This window comes from Streptomyces sp. AK010 (assembly GCF_014207295.1).
GTDB lineage: Bacteria > Actinomycetota > Actinomycetes > Streptomycetales > Streptomycetaceae > Streptomyces > Streptomyces massasporeus.
Map to the genome: position 1 here is coordinate 301,351 of NZ_JACHCX010000007.1, position 16,839 is coordinate 318,189.

The following is a 16,839-nucleotide window of genomic DNA, read 5'->3' on the forward strand; positions in this document are numbered from 1 at the left end:
GTCAGTCCTCGATCCGGATGGCCTGGAGCGGGCAGACGTCCGCGGCCTCCTCGACCTCGTCGCGCAGGGCGTCGTCGGGGTCGGGGACGTAGGCCAGGCGGCCGTCGTCGTCCATCCGGAAGACGTCGGGGGCCGAGAAGACGCACTGTCCGTGGTCCTGGCACTTGTTCATGTCGACGACGACCTTCATGGCCGGTCCTCCTGAATGTGAGGGCGTCGAAGCGGAAGGAAAGGGGCCCGGCCGGAAGGGGCCGGGCCCCGGCCAACGGGGTGCGTGAGAAGCACTCCGAACTCGTTTGGCTTCAAACAAGGTAGGCAGGGGCAGGGGTCTGGTCAAGAGCTATCCGGATGGATAAATTCTCGCCCCGGCCCTCTTGCGGGGCCCCTCGCCCCGCCTTACCGTTTGGCATCAAACGAGCACCAGGCGGTCCTGGCACCGCCGCGCCCGGACGCTCGCCCTCACGCCACCCGCCTCCCCGGCCCCCGTGTCCCGGAGGTGTCCCGACGTCCGCCCGAGGAGACAACGGTGAGCGCTCACGATTCCGAAGAAGTCCGCCGCCACATGGACCGGCTCGCCGCCGACGGCATCGACGTGGTCCGGGTGACCTACCCCGACCTGATCGGCACCGACCGGGCGCGTGACGTGCTGCTCGAAGAGCTGCCCCGGGCCTGTGAGCACGGCCTGGCGTTCTGCCGGGCCGTCTACCACACCAGCCCGCAGGGGGACGTCGTCCCGGTCAGCGGCGGGCTGGACGCGGGGCTGCCGGACATCTGCGTCCGCCCGGACCTCGACACGCTGGTGCCGCTGCCCTGGGAGCCGGGGGTGGCCGCCTGTCTGGGCGAGGTCGTCGACCCGGCGACCGGCGCGCCCGCGCCCGAGTCGCCCCGCGATCTGCTGCGGTCCGTCCTCGCCCGGTGCGCCGAGCACGGGCTGCGGCCGGTCGTCGGGCCCGAGCTCGAGTACTTCCTGTGCGAGCCGGACCCGTCGGGCGGCTGGCGCCGCTACGCGCCCGACCCCGGGGTCGTCTACACCGCCGGGCTGCGCGCCGACCCGGACAACCACCTGCTGCGCACCCTGCGCCACGTACGCGATCTCAAGGTCGGGGCGCTCAGCGGCAACCACGAGTTCGACGGCGGCCAGATCGAGATCAACCTGGTCCACTCGGACGCCGTGTCGGCCGCCGACCGCTCCTTCCGCTTCAAGGCCGCGATCAAGGAACTGGCCCGCAAGGAGGGCCGGCTGGCCACCTTCATGGCCAAGCCCTTCAACGACGCGGGCGGCTCCGGCTTCCACCTCCACCTGTCCTGCGACGACGAGGAGGGCCGCAACACCTTCGACGACCCGTCGGGCGCGTACGGCCTGTCCGCCACCGCCCGGCACGCCGTCGCCGGCGTCCTCGCCCACGCGCCCGCTCTCGCCGCGCTGCTCAACCCCACGGTCAACTCGTACAAGCGCTTCGGCCCGGACACCCTCGCGCCCTGGCTGATCGACTGGGGGCTGGACAACCGCAGCGCCATGGTGCGCATCCCGCCCGAGCGCGGCACCGGTGCCCGGCTCGAACTGCGCCTCGGCGACGCCAGCGCCAACCCCTATCTGGCGATCGCCGCCACGACGGCCGCCGCCCTGCTGGGCGTGCTGGCCGGCGAGGAACCGCCCGCCCCGCTGGAGGGCTACGGCTACGACACCGCCCGCTCGGCCGTTCTGCCGCAGACCCTGCCCGCCGCGCTGGACGCGCTGGAGGCGGACACCGCCCTGACCGACCTGCTCGGCAAGGGGTTCACCACGTCCTTCCTCTCCTACAAACGCGACGAGGTCGAACGCTTCCACCGGCATGTCACGGACTGGGAGTTCACCGAGTACGCCTACCACCTGTGACGCCCCCTGTGACGCCGAGGAGCCGCCGATGACCACCGAGACCCCGACCGACGCCGTGCGCGAGCCGCTGCCCCTGGCCGACGTGGACCTCTCCGACCTGGACCGCTTCACCGACGGTGTGACGCCGTGGCGGATGTTCCACACCCTGCGCCACGAGGACCCGGTGCACTGGCAGCCCGAGGAGGCGCCCAACTCCGGCTTCTGGTCGCTGACCCGGCACGAGGACATCGTGCGGGTGGACCGTGACGCGGAGACCTTCACGTCGACGAAGTTCGTCAACCTGGAGGAGGTCGACGACGACCAGATCAAGAAGCGCGCCTCGATCCTCGAACTGGACGGGGTGCGTCACCGGGCCCTGCGGAGCCTGATCCAGCGGCAGTTCGGTGCGAACGTGATCAGCGGCTACACCGACTTCCTGCGCGGGCTGACCGCGAGGACCCTCGACGCCGCCCTTGTCAAGGGCCGCTTCGACTTCGTCGAGGACGTCTCGGCGGACTTCCCCATCAACGTGCTCGCCCGGCTGCTGGACGTGCCCCCGGAGGACAACCAGAGGCTCATCGACTGGGGCAACCGCATCATCGGGCACACCGACCCCGACTACGCGGACGTCCTGCTGCACAGCGAGGAGAGCGAGCAGTACCGCGATCTGCCCTTCCGCTCCCCCGCCTCGCTGGAGGTCTTCGAGTACGGCCGCGAGCTGGCCCGGCAGCGCCGGGGCGGCGACGGCACCGACCTGGTCTCCCGCCTGGTCAACACCACACCCCGCGACGGCGTCCCGCTCTCCCCGCAGGACTTCGACAACTACTTCCTGCTCCTGGTCGTCGCCGGAAACGAGACCACCCGGCACACCATCTCCCACTCGATGCTGGCGCTCATCCAGCACCCCGAGCAGCTGGCCCGCCTCCAGGAGGACCCCTCGCTGATCCCGGTCGCGGTCGAGGAGTTCCTGCGCTGGGCCTCCCCCGTCTACCACTTCCGCCGCACCGCCACGCGCGATGTCGAGCTGGGCGGAAAGCGCGTACGGGAGGGCGACAAGGTGGTGATGTGGTTCGCCTCCGGCAACCGCGACGAGAAGGTCTTCGGCAACCCCTACGACTTCGACGTCACGCGCCGCGACAACGACCACGTCACCTTCGGCAAGGGCAGCCCCCACCTGTGCCTGGGCAACCTGCTCGCCCGCACCGAGATCCGCATCATGTTCGAGGAACTGATCCCGCGCCTGGCGGACATCCGCCTGGCCGGTGACGTCCCGAGGGTCCGCTCCAACTTCGTCAACGGCATCAAGAAGCTGCCGGTGGAGGTCACCCCGGCCTGACGCGAGCCTGCGGGCGCAGGGCCGGAACCGGCACGGCCCTCCCCGTGCGGCGGCGCACGCTCCGGACATGCGTCGCTCCGCGGTCGGCGAGAGGCTGGTGATGTCAGCACGGGCCCGCGTCCCGAGGAGATCGTCATGGACACCGCCCCCTGGAAGACATGCGCACCACGCTGCGGGGGCCGGTGATCGGTCCGCGGGACGCCAGGCGCAGCACGCCGCCTCGCCCTACGTCGCGCTGTGGAACCGGCTGGCCGGGTTCGCGCCGGCCGAGCTGGACGCCGCCTTTGCGGGCCGTGAGGTGGTCAAGGCGACCCTGATGCGGATCACGCTGCACGCGGTCCACGCGGACGACGATCAGGTGTTCCGGGAGGCGATGCAGCAGACGCTGTACGCCCCCCGGCTCGGGTACCGCTTCGCCGCGGCGGGGCTCACGCCGGCCGACGGCCAGGCGCTGCTCCCGGAGTTGCTCGACTTCGCCGACCGGCCGCGGACGGCCGCCGAGGTGCAGGACTGGCTGGCGGAGCGGGTCGGTGAGGAGAAGAAGGCCGGGGCATGGTGGGGGCTCAAGGCGTATGCGCCGCTGCTCCATGTGCCGACCGGCGGGCCGTGGTTGTTCGGCGCCCGGTCGTCGTTCGTCGCGGCGCGGACCGGTCCCGCGCCCGAAAGAGGTTCGTGACCACCGCCAGAGCGCCCGCGACGATCAGCAACGGGAGCAGTCGCCCCGCCCACTCCCCATGCGTCATACCGGGTCAACGGCTCCGGGTCCGGCCGGGTTCCCTGGCGCCGTGGGGGACGTGACGTCGCGTCAGTGGTGGGCATGGACCACGGCGTGACCCTTGCCGCGGCCGATCATCCACTTGTTGACCGGGGTCGTGATCAGGAAGGCGACCGCGAAACCGCCCAGGAGGGCGTACCAGAAGAGACCGTGCGACAGTTCGGCGTCCATCGCGCCCGGCGTGAACGCGATGATGAGGTTGTCCACGAGCTCCATCACCGCGATCGAGACCGTGTCCGCGGCGAGGGCGACCCGGATCGCGGCCTTGAGGTCGAGGCCTGCGCGCAGGACAGCGAACAGGGTGAACGAGTAGCCGAAGAGGAACGCCAGCGCGATCGCCACCACCATGGTGGGCACGTTGCCCCATCCCGCCGCCGTGCCGATCACCATGCCGAGGATCTCGCCGATCGCGCACCCGGTCAGGCAGTGCAGCGTCGCCTTCACGGCGGTCCCCCAGGACGCGGCCCCGTGCCGATGCTTCTCAGGTTCATGAGCGGTGTGGTCCATGAACCCGACTGTATACCCCCCAGGGGTATGTACGCGAGAGGTCGGCCAGGGCTCGCCGGGCGATCCCGCGGGGCGATCGGCACCGCTCGACGGCCGGCCGGATGATCGACCTAGAGTGGGTCGCCATGACGACCCACCCGACGCCCTCGCCCGAGCCGACCCAGCCACCCCGGCAGACCGGGGCGACGTCACCGTCCCAGGCGCCGCGGGACTACCTTTCCGAGCTGTTCTCCCTGGAGGGGCGGGTCGCGGTGGTCACCGGCGGCAGTTCCGGGATCGGCCGCGCCATCGCCGGCGCCCTCGCGCGGGCCGGGGCGAGCGTGGTGGTCGTGGCCCGCGGCGAGGCCGGGCTGGCCGCGACGGTCGAGGAGCTCACGGCCGAGGGCTGCCGCGCCGCGTGGGTCAGCGCGGATCTGAGCACCCGCGAGGGGGTGCGGACGGCCGCCGAACGGGCGGCCGGGGAGTTCGGGGAGCCCGACATCCTCGTCAACAGCGCCGGGATCAACCTGCGCCCGCCGATGGACGAGCTGGGCGAGGACGTCTGGGACGCCACGATGGCGGTCAACCTGGAGGCGCCGTTCCTGCTGGGGCAGCGCTTCGGACCCGGTATGGCGCAGCGCGGGTACGGGCGGATCGTCCACATCAGCTCGCAGCAGGCGCATCGCGCGTTCGTCCAGAGCGGCGCCTACGGCGCCTCCAAGGGCGGGCTGGAGGCACTGGCGCGTTCCCAGGCCGAGGCGTGGTCGCCGCGCGGGGTCACCTGCAACCTCCTCGTGCCGGGCTTCGTCATGACAGCGCTCAACGTGCGGCTGTCCTCGGACCCGGAGAAGGTGGCCGCCCTCGCCGCCCGCACGATGATCGGGCGCAACGGTCTCGCCGAGGACTTCGCGGGTGCGGCGGTCTTCCTGGCGAGCGCGGCGTCCGCCTACGTGACCGGGCAGTCGGTCTTCGTCGACGGCGGGCTGTCGGTCCACTGACACCGCCCCCGGCATCCGCCGGGGTCCCCCGAACGGCGAGCGGCCGACGGGCGACGGGCGGTGCTCGGTGTCACGCTGGGCACACAGGCCCCGCCGAAGGGAAAGCATCGCCATGATCACGACGGACTACGTCCCCGGTTCCCCCTGCTGGCTCGACCTGGGCGCTCCGGACGTCCCGGCCGCGGCCGCCTTCTACGGCGCCGTCCTCGGCTGGGACTACGAGTCCATGGGCGAGGACGGGGACTTCGAGGGCGGGATGTTCAAGAAGGACGGCAAGATCGTCGCCGGGCTCGGCAAGCTCACCGAGGAGGGCGCGCGCCCGGCCTGGATGCTCTACTACAGCGTCACCGACGCGGACGCCACGACCCAGGCCGTGCAGCAGGCGGGCGGCACCGTGCGGGTCGCGCCGATGGGCCTCGACGACTGGGGCCGGATGGCGCAGTACAGCGACCCGCTGGGCGGTCAGTTCGCCGTCTGGGAGCCGGGCACGAACAAGGGCGTGGAACTGGTGGATCAGCCGGGCTCGCTGTCGTGGACCGAGCTGTACACGACCGACGCCGCGGGCGCGCGGGACTTCTACGGCAGCCTCTTCGGCTGGCAGTTCAGCGACATGCCGCTGCCGGGCGGCGCCGGCACGTACACCCTGATCACCCCGGCGGGACTGCCCGAGGACCGGATGCACGGCGGGCTCATGCAACTCGGCAAGGAGGACCTGGCGGTGACGGGCGGACGGCCGTACTGGCACCCGGTCTTCGCCGTGGAGGACTGCGACGCCGCGGTGGCGCAGGTCACCGGGAACGGCGGCAGCGTGCAGATGGGCCCGGTGGACATGGAGGGCGTCGGCCGGCTCGCCGTCTGCCTCGACCCGGCGAACGCGGACTTCGTGGTGCTCGCCCCGTCCGAGAGCTGAGGGCCCGCCCGGACACGACCACCGGCGCGACATGGACGAAGAGCCCGATCCGGCAGATGAACTCCATCTCGCCCGGCTGGCGAAGAGCTGGGCCGAGGCGATCGTCTCCGACGACCCCGCGCGGATCGCGGAGTTCATGGCGGACGAGTGGGTCATCGTCTCCGCATCGGGGATCGACCCGAGGGAGAAGTTCCTCTCCCTCGTCGCGTCCGGCGCACTCACCCACTCGGCGATGGACCTCAGGACCGACCCCCGCGTCCGGATCCACGGCGACACCGCACTGGTGACGTGCCGGGTGACGAACACCGCCCACTACAGGGGCGAGCAGTACGACGCCGACGAGTGGACGACGGACGTGTTCGTGCGGCGGCAGGGCCGCTGGCTGTGCGTGCTGAGCCACATCACGTCCGCGGCCCCCGACTGAGGCACGAACCCTTCTTGCATATGATGCGCAAATGCGTGACTACAGCATCAGAGCAGCCACCACGGCCGACATCGACGGGGCCCGGGCGGTGATGCTCGACGCCGTGTACCGCGACTTCGGCACGGGCTACGTGCCGCGATGGCACGCCGACATCATCGACCCGGTGCCGTTCTACGTCACACCGCCCCGGCACGCCCTCCTGGTGGCCGTGGACGAGCGGGACGGGACGGTGGCGGCCACGGCGGCACTGGACGCCCGCGGCCCGGAGCACCCGCCGAACCCGCACTGGCTGGCCGAGCGGTTCCCCTCGGGCGAGACGGCTCAGCTCCGGCGGGTGTACGTGCGTCCCGAGCACCGGCGGCGCGGCCTGGCCCGGCAACTGGTGGACGGCCTGCTGGAGTTCGCCCGGACCGACGGCGGATACCGGTCCGTGTATCTGCACACCTATCCGCACTCCCCGGGCGCGCTGGGCCTGTGGCGGGCGCTGGGCAAGGTGGTCTGCGACGAGCGGGAGGAGGTGCCCGGCGGGGGCAGCGGCGTCGTGCACTTCGAGATACCGCTCACTTAACGAAAATGGTATTCATATACACTATGAGAACTCCCCGCCGGCTCATAGCCGGGCTGTTCGTGCTGCCCTTGCTCTCCGGCTGTTTCGCGTCCTCCGGCGACGACGCGTCGGCCTCCTCCGGCTCCGGCGACGGCGCCCGGCTGCGTGTCGCCCTGCCCTTCGCCCCGACCGAGAACTACTCGCCGTACGGCCAGGACGCGATGCTCCTGTCCCGGCTCGGCGTCATCGAAGGGCTGACCAAGCTGGACGCGAACGGCACGGCGGTCCCCGCGCTGGCCGAGTCGTGGAGCAGTGAGAACGGCGGCAGGAGCTGGCTGTTCACCCTGCGGGACGCGAGGTTCCAGAACGGCGAGGCCGTCACCGCCAAGGCCGTCGCCGCCGCCCTCACCGCCGCCGGGAAGGCCGACCCGGCACCGTCGGCGCTCGCGGGAGTGAAGCTGACCGCCGCGGCCGAGGACGACCAGCGGGTCCGGGTCAGCACCGCCGAGGCCGACCCCGTCCTGCCGTTGCGGCTGTCGAACCCCTCCCTCGCGGTGTTCGCGCCGAAGGCCTACGACACAAAGGGCACGGTGAACGTCGAAGGCACCGCCACCGGCCCCTTCGCACTCACCAGGATCGACGGAGACACCGCGGCCACGCTGGACCGCTTCGACGACTACTGGGGCGGCCGGGCCCAGGCGTCCGGCGTCACCGCCCGGTTCGTCTCCGACGGCACCGCCCGCGCCAACGCCCTGCGCACCGGCGACGTCGACATCGCCGAGTCCCTGCCCGTCGCCCAGGTCGCCTCCCTGGACGAGGACGACGTCCACGAGGTCGACACCGCCCGCAACACCAGCCTGTACCTCAACACCAAGTCCGGTGCGTTCACCGACGCGGGGCTGCGGGCGGCCGCACGCGAGGCGATCGACCCCTCGGTCATCGCCAAGGGCGCCTACGAGGGCTACGCCGTGCCCGCGCAGGGCCTGTTCGGCCCGGCCCTGACCTGGGCCGCCGGCAAGCGCGTCGAGCCGACCGGGCGGGCGCGGGCGACCGGCCCCGACGGCGAGCGCATCACCCTCGCCACCTACAGCGACCGGCCCGAGCTGCCGGAGACCGCCCAGGTGCTCCAACAGCAGCTGCGGAAGGCGGGGTTCGAGGTGAAGCTGGAGGTGCGCACGTACGCGCGCCTTGAAGGCGACCTGCTGGGCGGCAAGTTCGACGCCGCGGTCTTCTCCCGCAACATGATGCTGGACACCGGTGACCCGGTCACCGTCCTCGCGAGCGACTACACCTGCGACGGCTCCAACAACCTGTCGTTCCTGTGCGACAGGAAGGTGGACGAGCTGGTCGCCGCCGCCCAGGCCGAGTCCGACACCGCCGAGCGGCAGGACGCCGCCATGAAGGCGGAGGCGGCCGTCCTCGGCACCGACTCGGTGATCCCGCTGGTGCATCTGAAGCTCGTCGCGGGCATCGCGACGTCCGTCCGGGGCGCGCTGCCCGATCCGTACGAGCGCACCCTCATAGGGACGGGGACCCGGCGCTGAACAGCTCGAAGACCCCCTGGACGAACGGTGCCGCCGCCCGTGTGCGCTCCCTCGCGGGCGGTGGCGCCCCGACGCTGCTGTGGCGGACCGTGCTCGTGGCCGCCCTGGTGTGCGGTATCGGCCTGCTGCCGTGGCTGTCACGTACCGACCCCGCGCTGACCGTGCTCCGGGCGCGGTCGGCGGACCGCGACCCCGATCCCGAGACCCTGCGCGCCATCCGCGACGACCTCGGCCTGGACGACGGCCCGCTCGCCCTGCTCGGCCGCTGGCTGGGCGGACTGCTGCACGGCGACGCGGGCACGTCCTGGGTGTCCGGCAGCCAGGTGCTGCCCGGCGTCGGGCAGGCGCTCGGCGCGTCGCTGCTGTTGATGGCCGGGGCCCTGGTGGTCGCCGCGGGCACGGTGGCCGCCGTCTGCGCCCGTACGCTCCGGCTGGGCGCGCGGGGCCGGCTCGGGGCGCGCCGCCCCGGCGGGACGGCGACGGCGGTGCTGGCCGCGCTGCCCGAGTTCCTCGTCGCCGCGGTGCTGGCCTCGGTGATCGGTGTGCAGTTGGGCTGGCTGCCCGCCCTGGGCTGGTACGGGCCGCAGTGGATGGTGCTGCCCTCACTCGCCCTCGGTCTGCCCGCCGGGGCGGTGCTGGGGCGGATGCTCGACGACCTGCTGCCCGGCGCGTTCGCAGAACCCTGGGCGATGGCGGCCGCGGCCCGCGGTGTGCCGTCGAGGTCCCTGGCGCGGCAGGCGGTGCGCCGCTGCGTGCCCGGACTGCTGCCGAACCTGGCGCTGTTCGTGGTCGGCCTGACCGGCGGATCGGTCGCCGTCGAGCAGATCTTCGACATCCCGGGCCTGGGCCGGCTCACCCTGCAGGCCGCACTCGCGCAGGACCTGCCCGTCCTGCAGACCGGCACCCTCGCCCTCGTCCTGCTCGCGGTCACCGCGGGGCTCCTCGCCCGGCTCGCCGCCCGCCTGCTGATCGGTCCGGCGCTGCGCGACGGCGCCCTGCAGTCCCTGCACCGGCCCCGGCCGCCCGCGCCCCGCACCCTCCCCCTGCTCTACGGAGGGCTGCTGGCCGCCGTCATCGGCTTCGGGCTGCCCCGCGACCCGCTCGCCCTGGACACCCTCGCCCGGCTGCACGCCCCCTCCTTTGAGCATCCCTTCGGCACGGACGCGCTCGGCCGGGACGTGCTCGCCCGCATCTCGCACGGCGCGCTGACCACCCTCGGCACCGCACTCGCGGTGAGTGCCGCCGCCCTCGTCGCCGGGCTGCTGGGGCTGCTGCCGAGGGTGTCCGGGCCGCTGGTCGACACCCTCAGCGCCGTACCGCCCGTACTGGCCGGGCTCCTCGTCACCGGTGCCCTGGGCAGCGGACCCTGGACGCCCGCGTTCGCCGTGGCCGTCGTGGCCTGGTGCCCGCTGGCCGCGCACACCTCCTCCCTGCTGCGGCAGGAGCGCGCGACCACGCACCTGACGGCCACCCGGGCGCTGGGTGCCGGCCGCTGGTACCTGCTCCGGCACGAACTGCTGCCCGCCGTCGCACCCCCGGTCGCCCGGCACGCCCTGCTCCGGCTGCCGGGCATCGCGCTCAGCCTCGCGGCGCTGGGCTTCCTCGGGCTGGGCGCCCAGCCGCCGTCCCCCGACTGGGGCCTGCTGCTGGCGGAGAACCAGCCGTACGCCGAGCGCGCCCCGTGGGCCGTCCTCTTCCCCGCCGCCGTACTCGCCCTGCTCGGGGCGCTCGCGGTGACGGCCGCGGGCGGCGTACGGCTCCCCCGGCGGCGTACCCGGCCCGCCGGCCCGGCCGGACCGCCCGCGGACCGGGTCGTGCCGGTCCCGCGCCGGCGACCGGACCGCCCCGACGCCCTCCTGACGCCCGTGTCCGCCTCACAGACGGAAGAACGATGACCGACCCCGCCCCCCTCGCACCGGCCCGCGAGGCCGCCCGCGGGTCCGACGCCGAGCCCCGTGACAGCACCTGGCGCCTGTGCCGGGAACTGTCGCCGCTGCTGCGGCTGCTGATCCTCACCCAGCTCGCCTTCAACATCGGCTTCTACGCCGTCCTGCCGTTCCTCGCCGAGCACCTCGGCAGCGCGATCGGCATGGCGGGCTGGCTGGTCGGGTTCGTGCTCGGGCTGCGCACCTTCAGCCAGCAGGGGCTGTTCGTGGTCGGCGGGTGGCTCGTCGACCGGTTCGGGGTGCGGCCGGTCGTGCTGGCGGGTTGCGTGCTGCGGATCGCCGGGTTCGTGTGGCTCGGGTACGCGCAGGCGCCGGGGACCGTGATCGGGGCGGTGCTGGTGATCGGGTTCGCCGCCGCGCTGTTCTCCCCCGCCGTGGAGTCCGAGGTGGCCCGCCAGGCGGTGGTCTGGGAGGAGGGCGGCCACGGGCCGCGCACCCGGGTCCTCGCCCTGTTCAGCGTGGCGGGCCAGGTCGGGGCGTTCGCCGGGCCGCTGCTCGGCGCGCTGCTGCTCGCCGTGGACTTCCGCACCGCGTGCCTCGCGGGTGCCGCCGTCTTCGTCCTCGTCCTCGCCGGGCACCTGTGGCTGATGCCGCAGCACATCCCCGGCCGGGTCCGTGTCCGGGAGCGGGGCGGGGCCCGCGCGCTGCTGCGCAACCGGCGCTTCCTCGCCCTGTGCTGCGCCTACGGCTCCTATCTGCTCGCCTACAACCAGCTGTATCTGGCCCTGCCGGACGAGGTGCAGCGCGCGGCCGGCTCCCAGGCGCCGCTGTCCTGGCTCTTCGCGCTCTCCTCGGTGCTGGTGGTGTTCGCCCAGCTGCCCGTGGCCCGCTGGGCGGGCGACCGGCTCGATCTGCGCCGCTCGATGACCGCGGGCCTGCTGCTGATCGCGTCCGGTTTCGCGGTGGTGGCCGCGGCCCGCCCGGCAGGCTGGACCGGCACCGCCGGGCTGTTGCCGGCCGCGGGCTTCGTGATCTTGCTCACCGTGGGGCAGATGCTGGTGGTGCCCGCCGCCCGCGCCTGGGTGCCCGACCTCGCCGAGGAAGGACGGCTCGGGCTCTACATGGGCGCGCTGTCGTCCGTCTCCGGCCTCATCGTCCTGGCCGGCAGCGCCGCCACCGGCTCGCTGCTCGACCTGGGGCTGCCGGCCGCCGTGCCGTGGCTGGTCCTCGCGGCCGTACCGGCCCTGGCGGTGGCCCTGTTGCCGCGCCGCGCGAAGGGGGCGGGCCAGACGGCCTGAGACGGCACCGGCGCCCCGGGACGCCCGAGCGCGCCGGAGCGTCACCCCGGCGGGTGACCTCTTCGCGCGGGATGTGCGAGACGGCGCCCGGTGAGGACACTGCTGCGGCGATCGGTGGTCACGCCGCGCCAGTATCCTGGGTCGGCTGCGGCATCCCCCACCAATCCCCGAGCAGAAACGGGGAGTTCGGCCTGCGGCAAACGACCTTCCCACACGCATGAGACGAGGACGAGTGCTGCTAGCGGGCCGCTACCGGCTGGATGTTGAGATCGGGCGCGGTGGAATGGGAGAGGTCTGGCGCGCGTACGACGAGACGCTCGCCAGAGCGGTGGCCCTGAAGCTGCTGCTCCCCCAGGACACCGATGCCACGGCGACCTCCCGGTTCCGTCTGGAGGCTCAGACCGCCGGGCGTCTCAACCACCCCAATGTGGTCGGCGTCCTGGACTTCGGCGAGTACGACAACCGGCTGTACCTGGTGATGGAGCTGGTCGAGGGCGACAGCCTCGCCGGGGTGCTGAACGGCTCCGGCGCGCTCCCCGCCGAGCAGGTGGCCGATCTGGCCGCACAGGCGTCCGCCGGGCTCGCCGCCGCGCACGGGCAGGGCATCGTGCACCGGGACGTCAAACCCGCCAACCTGCTGCTGGACACGAACGGCACCCTGAAGATCGGCGACTTCGGCATCGCGCGGTTCCTCGACGACCCGGGCGCCGCCCTCACCGCCACCGGCCAGATCATCGGCACCGGCCTGTACCTCGCGCCCGAGCGTGCCCTGGGCAAGCAGGCGGGGCCCGCCTCCGACATGTACTCCCTGGGCTGCGTGCTCTACCAGCTCCTCAGCGGGCGCCCGCCCTTCGAGGCCGACACCGCCGTCGCCCTCCTCCACCAGCACCTCGACTCCGCCCCCGTGCCACCCCGCGAGCTCGGTGTCGCCGGACTGCCGCCCGCCTTCGAGAACTACCTCCTCGGTCTGCTCGCCAAGCAGCCCGAGGACCGGCCCACCGCCCAGCAGGCCGCCGAATGGTTCGCCGGCGGCGCCTGGCGGGGCCTGCCCGAGCCGCTGCCGGAGGCCTCGCCGCCGCTGCGGCCCAGGACCACGTCCGCGGTGATGCCCGCCGGGCCGGGCCCGTACCCGGCGGCCGGGGCCGGCAGTCCGACCACGTACGCCCTGCCCGCGACTCCGGGGCACCGCAGCGCGGCCCGGGCGGCCCAGGCGGGGCGTTCGGGACGCTCCCGCGGGCGGGGCGGCCCGGGCAACCGGTCGCGACTGGCCGCGACGGCAGCCGCCGCGGCGCTCTTCCTCGCCGCGATGCTCATCGGCATGCGCTGGTTCTCGCCCGACACGACCGCGGAGGGCACGGAGCCGGACGCGTCCCCGAGCGCGAGCAGCCCCGCCGCCACGCCGTCCACCGACTCCGCGTCCTCTTCGTCCTCCGATTCCGAGGCCGGTCCCGGGGCCGGTCCGGCGGTGGCCGACGCGCCGGCCACCGGCAGCGTGGCCGATGTCACTCCCTCCGCGCCGACCGCATCCCCGACGCCTGTCGCGTCCGCGCCCGGCACCGCCCCTGCGACCCAAGAGGCGGGCCCCGGCGGGCCGGAGAAGCCGAAGCCGGAGAAGCCGCGCCGAGCCGGGAAGGACGGGGAGGGCGACGGCGACGGAGGCGACGACTGACGCGGCCCGGACGCCGCACGGCGGACCCCTGACCGGAGCACGTGGATCAGCCGGGGGATGCGCCGGTGTGCGAGCGGGCGCCCTCTTGCGCGCCCCTTGGGTGGCTTGTCATCGCCCTTACCCCGGCCTTATTGTCACCAGGCCTTGGTGAACGGGAAATCCGGTGTGATGCCGGTGCGGCCCTCGCCACTGTGAATCGGGAAGTCCGGCTCCGGCCCTCACGGGCAGCCACTGGGTCCTTGTGACCCGGGAAGGCGGAGTCCGGGCGGTGGTACCCGTCAGCCAGGAGACCGGCCAAGGCGCGTCAACCATCCACGAGGTGCTGGAGAGGGTCTGCTGAGCCATGCACATTGCCGAGGGTTTCCTTCCTCCGGCGCACGCGGTCGCCTGGGGCGTCGCGTCGGCGCCGTTCGTCGTCCACGGGGTCCGGTCACTCACCCGTGAAGTGCGCGAGCACCCCGAGAGCACTCTGCTCCTGGGTGCGTCCGGCGCCTTCACGTTCGTCCTGTCCGCCCTGAAACTGCCGTCCGTGACCGGCAGTTGCTCACACCCCACCGGCACGGGCCTCGGAGCCATCCTGTTCCGGCCGCCCATCATGGCGGTGCTGGGCACCATCACCCTGCTGTTCCAGGCGCTGTTGCTCGCGCACGGCGGCCTGACCACGCTCGGGGCCAACGTCTTCTCCATGGCGATCGTCGGCCCCTGGGCCGGATACGCCCTCTACAAGCTGCTGCGGCGCTCCAACGCCCCGCTGATGGTGGCGGTGTTCTCCGGCGCGTTCGTCGCCGACCTGTCCACCTACTGCGTCACCAGCGTGCAGCTGGCGCTCGCCTTCCCCGACCCAGCAAGCGGATTCCTGGGCGCGCTCGGCAAGTTCGGTTCCATCTTCGCCGTCACCCAGGTTCCGCTCGCGGTGAGCGAGGGTCTGCTGACCGTGCTTGTGATGCGGCTGCTGGTGCAGTCCAGCAAGGGCGAACTGACCCGGCTGGGCGTGCTCCTCGCCAAGAAGCAGGCGCGGACGGAGACCGAGGCGGTGACCCGATGAAGAGGAACACGAAGATCAACTTGGCGCTGCTGCTCGCCGTGGCCGCGCTCGCGGTGCTTCCCTTGGCGCTCGGGCTCGGCGACCACAAGAAGGAGCCGTTCGCGGGGTCCGACGGCGAGGCCGAGACGGCGATCACCGAGCTGAAGCCGGACTACGAGCCGTGGTTCTCACCGCTGTACGAGCCGCCGTCCGGTGAGATCGAGTCGGCCCTGTTCGCCCTCCAGGCGGCTCTCGGCGCCGGTGTCCTCGCCTACTACTTCGGTCTGCGCCGGGGCCGTAGGCAGGGTGAGCAGCGGGCGCTGGAGCGGGAGGCCGACAGCGCGCTCGCCGGCGCCGCCGGGAAGTCCACCGCAGAACAGGACTGAGCCCGGGTGCTGCCGATCGACGCGGCGGCGCACAGCAGTCGCTGGCGCCGCCGCCATCCCGTGGACAAGGCCGTGCTCGGGCTCGGCCTCACCGTGCTCGCGATCTCGCTGCCGCCCTGGCCGGGCGCGGCCCTGGTCCTCCTGACCGCCCTGGTGGTGCTGCTGGGGCCTGCCGGGGTGCCCGGCCGGCGGCTGTGGCGGGCCTACCGGGTGCCGCTGGGCTTCTGCGTGACCGGCGCGGTCACGCTGCTCGTCCAGGTGGGCGGGCCGGGGGGGTTCGTCTCCCTCGCGGACGACGGGCCGCTGCGGGCCGGTGAGTTGCTGCTGCGCACCTCGGCGGCCTCCCTGGGCGTGCTGCTGTTCGCCTTCACCACGCCCATGTCCGACCTGCTGCCCCGTCTGGTCCGGGCCGGGGTCCCCGCGCCGGTCGTCGACGTCGCGCTCGTGACGTACCGGATGAGCTTCCTGCTGCTGGACTCCATGCGCCGCATCCGGGAGGCCCAGGCGGCCCGGCTCGGCCACACCGGCCGGGGCGCTCAGTGGCGTTCCCTGGCCGGGCTCGGCGCCACCGCGTTCGTCCGCGCCTTCGACCGGGCGACCCGGCTCCAGGCCGGACTCGCCGGTCGCGGCTACGACGGCACCCTGCGCGTCCTGGTGCCCGAGGCCCGGGTCTCCGCCCGTTTCACGGCGGCCAGTTGCGCGCTCCTCGCCGCGCTGGCCGTCCTCACCCTCGTCCTGGAAAGGCCGCTGACATGAGCGAGCCCGCCCTCGTCGCCCTGCGGGGCGCGTCCTTCGCCTACGAGGACGGCCCGGCCGTGCTCAGCGGCCTCGACTTCGACATCCGCGAGGGGCGCGCGCTCGCGCTGCTCGGCCGCAACGGCAGCGGCAAGACCACGCTGATGCGGCTGCTCTCCGGCGGGCTCAAGCCGCACGAGGGGCGGCTGACGGTCCAGGGGCAGCCGGTGTCGTACGACCGCAAGGGGCTGACCCGGCTGCGGACCACCGTGCAGCTGGTCGTGCAGGACCCGGACGACCAGCTGTTCGCGGCGTCGGTCGAGCAGGACGTGTCGTTCGGGCCGTTGAACCTCGGCCTCGACGACGCGCAGGTGCGGGCTCGGGTGGCGGATGCGCTCGCCGCCCTGGACATCACGGCCCTGGCCGACCGCCCCACCCATCTGCTCTCCTACGGGCAGCGCAAACGCACCGCCATCGCGGGCGCGGTCGCCATGCGGCCGCGTGTCCTCGTCCTGGACGAGCCGACGGCCGGACTCGACCCCGACGGCCAGGAGCGGCTCCTCACCACCCTCGACGGTCTGCGTGCCGCCGGCACCACGGTGGTGATGGCCACTCACGACGTCGACCTCGCCCTGCGCTGGGCCGACGACGCGGCGCTGCTCACCCCGTCCGGTGTCCGCACCGGGCCCGCGGCCATGGCCCTGGCCCGCACGGACCTCCTGCGGGAGGCGGGGCTGCGTCTGCCGTGGGGTGCGGCGACGGCAAAGCTCCTGCGCGCACAGGGTTTGTTGGCCGAGGCGGAGCCGGGTCCGCGGACGCCGGACGAACTCGCCGCCCTGGTGGGGGGACGGCTGGGGGCGCCCGGAGGCTGAGGTCGCGCAGGCGCGCACGACGGTTCGTGACTCCGGCGCGCACCACGCGTTCGTGACGCCGGCGGCCGCCCGAAACCTGCTTGTCCGGCGTCGC

Annotated in this window: 16 protein-coding genes, 1 pseudogene and 1 riboswitch; of the genes and pseudogenes, 15 read left to right on the top strand and 2 right to left on the bottom strand. The window is 73.3% G+C overall.

Annotated features, from left to right (window positions below):
• Position 1: 1 nt before the first annotated feature.
• Positions 2–190, bottom strand: a complete 189-nt coding sequence (locus HDC93_RS16640; RefSeq protein WP_031108213.1) for a ferredoxin — start codon at positions 188–190, stop codon at positions 2–4.
• Positions 191–526: 336 nt separating this feature from the next.
• Between HDC93_RS16640 and HDC93_RS16645 the strand changes: the two genes are divergently transcribed.
• The 3 genes and pseudogenes from HDC93_RS16645 to HDC93_RS16655 all read left to right on the top strand — a co-directional run.
• Complete coding sequence (locus HDC93_RS16645) at positions 527–1,876, top strand: glutamine synthetase family protein (protein WP_185011536.1); 1,350 nt, start codon at positions 527–529, stop codon at positions 1,874–1,876.
• Between the two features lie 28 nt (positions 1,877–1,904).
• Complete coding sequence (locus HDC93_RS16650; RefSeq protein ID WP_185011538.1) at positions 1,905–3,191, top strand: cytochrome P450; 1,287 nt, start codon at positions 1,905–1,907, stop codon at positions 3,189–3,191.
• A 202-nt stretch (positions 3,192–3,393) separates the two neighbouring features.
• Positions 3,394–3,855, top strand: a pseudogene (locus HDC93_RS16655) (DNA glycosylase AlkZ-like family protein); the annotation flags it as partial.
• Between the two features lie 141 nt (positions 3,856–3,996).
• On the opposite strand, the gene HDC93_RS16660 reads toward HDC93_RS16655, so the two are convergent.
• Positions 3,997–4,473: a DUF4396 domain-containing protein gene (locus tag HDC93_RS16660; RefSeq protein ID WP_185011540.1), complete on the bottom strand. Its 477-nt coding sequence runs from the start codon at positions 4,471–4,473 to the stop codon at positions 3,997–3,999.
• Between the two features lie 125 nt (positions 4,474–4,598).
• Between HDC93_RS16660 and HDC93_RS16665 the strand changes: the two genes are divergently transcribed.
• The 12 genes from HDC93_RS16665 (at position 4,599) to HDC93_RS16720 (ending at position 16,745) form a co-directional block, all read left to right on the top strand.
• Positions 4,599–5,450, top strand: a complete 852-nt coding sequence (locus HDC93_RS16665) for an SDR family NAD(P)-dependent oxidoreductase (protein ID WP_260419593.1) — start codon at positions 4,599–4,601, stop codon at positions 5,448–5,450.
• A 112-nt stretch (positions 5,451–5,562) separates the two neighbouring features.
• The gene (locus HDC93_RS16670) at positions 5,563–6,360 is read left to right on the top strand and encodes a VOC family protein (protein WP_185011542.1); all 798 of its coding nucleotides are present in this window, start codon (positions 5,563–5,565) and stop codon (positions 6,358–6,360) included.
• 31 nt (positions 6,361–6,391) lie between these two features.
• Complete coding sequence (locus HDC93_RS16675; RefSeq protein ID WP_185011544.1) at positions 6,392–6,784, top strand: nuclear transport factor 2 family protein; 393 nt, start codon at positions 6,392–6,394, stop codon at positions 6,782–6,784.
• A gap of 31 nt (positions 6,785–6,815) precedes the next feature.
• Positions 6,816–7,352, top strand: coding sequence for a GNAT family N-acetyltransferase (locus HDC93_RS16680; protein WP_185011546.1), 537 nt, complete (start codon positions 6,816–6,818; stop codon positions 7,350–7,352).
• Between the two features lie 23 nt (positions 7,353–7,375).
• A complete protein-coding gene (locus HDC93_RS16685; RefSeq protein WP_185011548.1) occupies positions 7,376–8,875 on the top strand; it encodes an ABC transporter substrate-binding protein in 1,500 nt (499 codons plus the stop codon).
• 41 nt (positions 8,876–8,916) lie between these two features.
• Positions 8,917–10,770 (top strand): ABC transporter permease subunit, encoded by a 1,854-nt coding sequence (locus HDC93_RS16690; RefSeq protein WP_311774567.1) that lies wholly within the window; start codon positions 8,917–8,919, stop codon positions 10,768–10,770.
• A complete protein-coding gene (locus HDC93_RS16695) occupies positions 10,767–12,059 on the top strand; it encodes an MFS transporter (protein ID WP_185011550.1) in 1,293 nt (430 codons plus the stop codon). The genes HDC93_RS16690 and HDC93_RS16695 overlap by 4 nt, the downstream gene beginning before the upstream one ends.
• Positions 12,060–12,276: 217 nt before the next feature.
• Entirely contained in the window at positions 12,277–13,728 is a 1,452-nt protein-coding gene (locus tag HDC93_RS16700; protein ID WP_221516760.1) for a serine/threonine-protein kinase, read from the top strand.
• 128 nt (positions 13,729–13,856) lie between these two features.
• A riboswitch (cobalamin riboswitch) is annotated at positions 13,857–14,042 on the top strand.
• Between the two features lie 29 nt (positions 14,043–14,071).
• Positions 14,072–14,773: an energy-coupling factor ABC transporter permease gene (locus HDC93_RS16705; RefSeq protein WP_185011552.1), complete on the top strand. Its 702-nt coding sequence runs from the start codon at positions 14,072–14,074 to the stop codon at positions 14,771–14,773.
• Positions 14,770–15,138: an energy-coupling factor ABC transporter substrate-binding protein gene (locus tag HDC93_RS16710; protein WP_185011555.1), complete on the top strand. Its 369-nt coding sequence runs from the start codon at positions 14,770–14,772 to the stop codon at positions 15,136–15,138. Before HDC93_RS16705 ends, HDC93_RS16710 begins: the two co-directional genes overlap by 4 nt.
• 6 nt (positions 15,139–15,144) lie before the next feature.
• On the top strand, positions 15,145–15,894 hold the full coding sequence (gene cbiQ, locus HDC93_RS16715; protein WP_097222364.1) for a cobalt ECF transporter T component CbiQ: 750 nt from the start codon (positions 15,145–15,147) through the stop codon (positions 15,892–15,894).
• The gene (locus tag HDC93_RS16720; protein ID WP_185011557.1) at positions 15,891–16,745 is read left to right on the top strand and encodes an energy-coupling factor ABC transporter ATP-binding protein; all 855 of its coding nucleotides are present in this window, start codon (positions 15,891–15,893) and stop codon (positions 16,743–16,745) included. The genes cbiQ and HDC93_RS16720 overlap by 4 nt, the downstream gene beginning before the upstream one ends.
• The last annotated feature ends 94 nt before the right edge of the window (positions 16,746–16,839 follow it).

Coding starts and splice junctions, on each gene's coding strand:
- HDC93_RS16685 (WP_185011548.1), top strand. CDS start 7,376: ATGAGAACTCCCCGCCGGCTCATAGCCGGGCTGTTCGTGCTGCCCTTG.
- HDC93_RS16720 (WP_185011557.1), top strand. CDS start 15,891: ATGAGCGAGCCCGCCCTCGTCGCCCTGCGGGGCGCGTCCTTCGCCTAC.
- HDC93_RS16680 (WP_185011546.1), top strand. CDS start 6,816: ATGCGTGACTACAGCATCAGAGCAGCCACCACGGCCGACATCGACGGG.
- HDC93_RS16650 (WP_185011538.1), top strand. CDS start 1,905: ATGACCACCGAGACCCCGACCGACGCCGTGCGCGAGCCGCTGCCCCTG.
- HDC93_RS16660 (WP_185011540.1), bottom strand. CDS start 4,473: ATGGACCACACCGCTCATGAACCTGAGAAGCATCGGCACGGGGCCGCG.
- HDC93_RS16710 (WP_185011555.1), top strand. CDS start 14,770: ATGAAGAGGAACACGAAGATCAACTTGGCGCTGCTGCTCGCCGTGGCC.
- HDC93_RS16695 (WP_185011550.1), top strand. CDS start 10,767: ATGACCGACCCCGCCCCCCTCGCACCGGCCCGCGAGGCCGCCCGCGGG.
- HDC93_RS16700 (WP_221516760.1), top strand. CDS start 12,277: ATGAGACGAGGACGAGTGCTGCTAGCGGGCCGCTACCGGCTGGATGTT.
- HDC93_RS16705 (WP_185011552.1), top strand. CDS start 14,072: ATGCACATTGCCGAGGGTTTCCTTCCTCCGGCGCACGCGGTCGCCTGG.
- HDC93_RS16640 (WP_031108213.1), bottom strand. CDS start 190: ATGAAGGTCGTCGTCGACATGAACAAGTGCCAGGACCACGGACAGTGC.
- HDC93_RS16675 (WP_185011544.1), top strand. CDS start 6,392: ATGGACGAAGAGCCCGATCCGGCAGATGAACTCCATCTCGCCCGGCTG.
- HDC93_RS16670 (WP_185011542.1), top strand. CDS start 5,563: ATGATCACGACGGACTACGTCCCCGGTTCCCCCTGCTGGCTCGACCTG.
- HDC93_RS16665 (WP_260419593.1), top strand. CDS start 4,599: ATGACGACCCACCCGACGCCCTCGCCCGAGCCGACCCAGCCACCCCGG.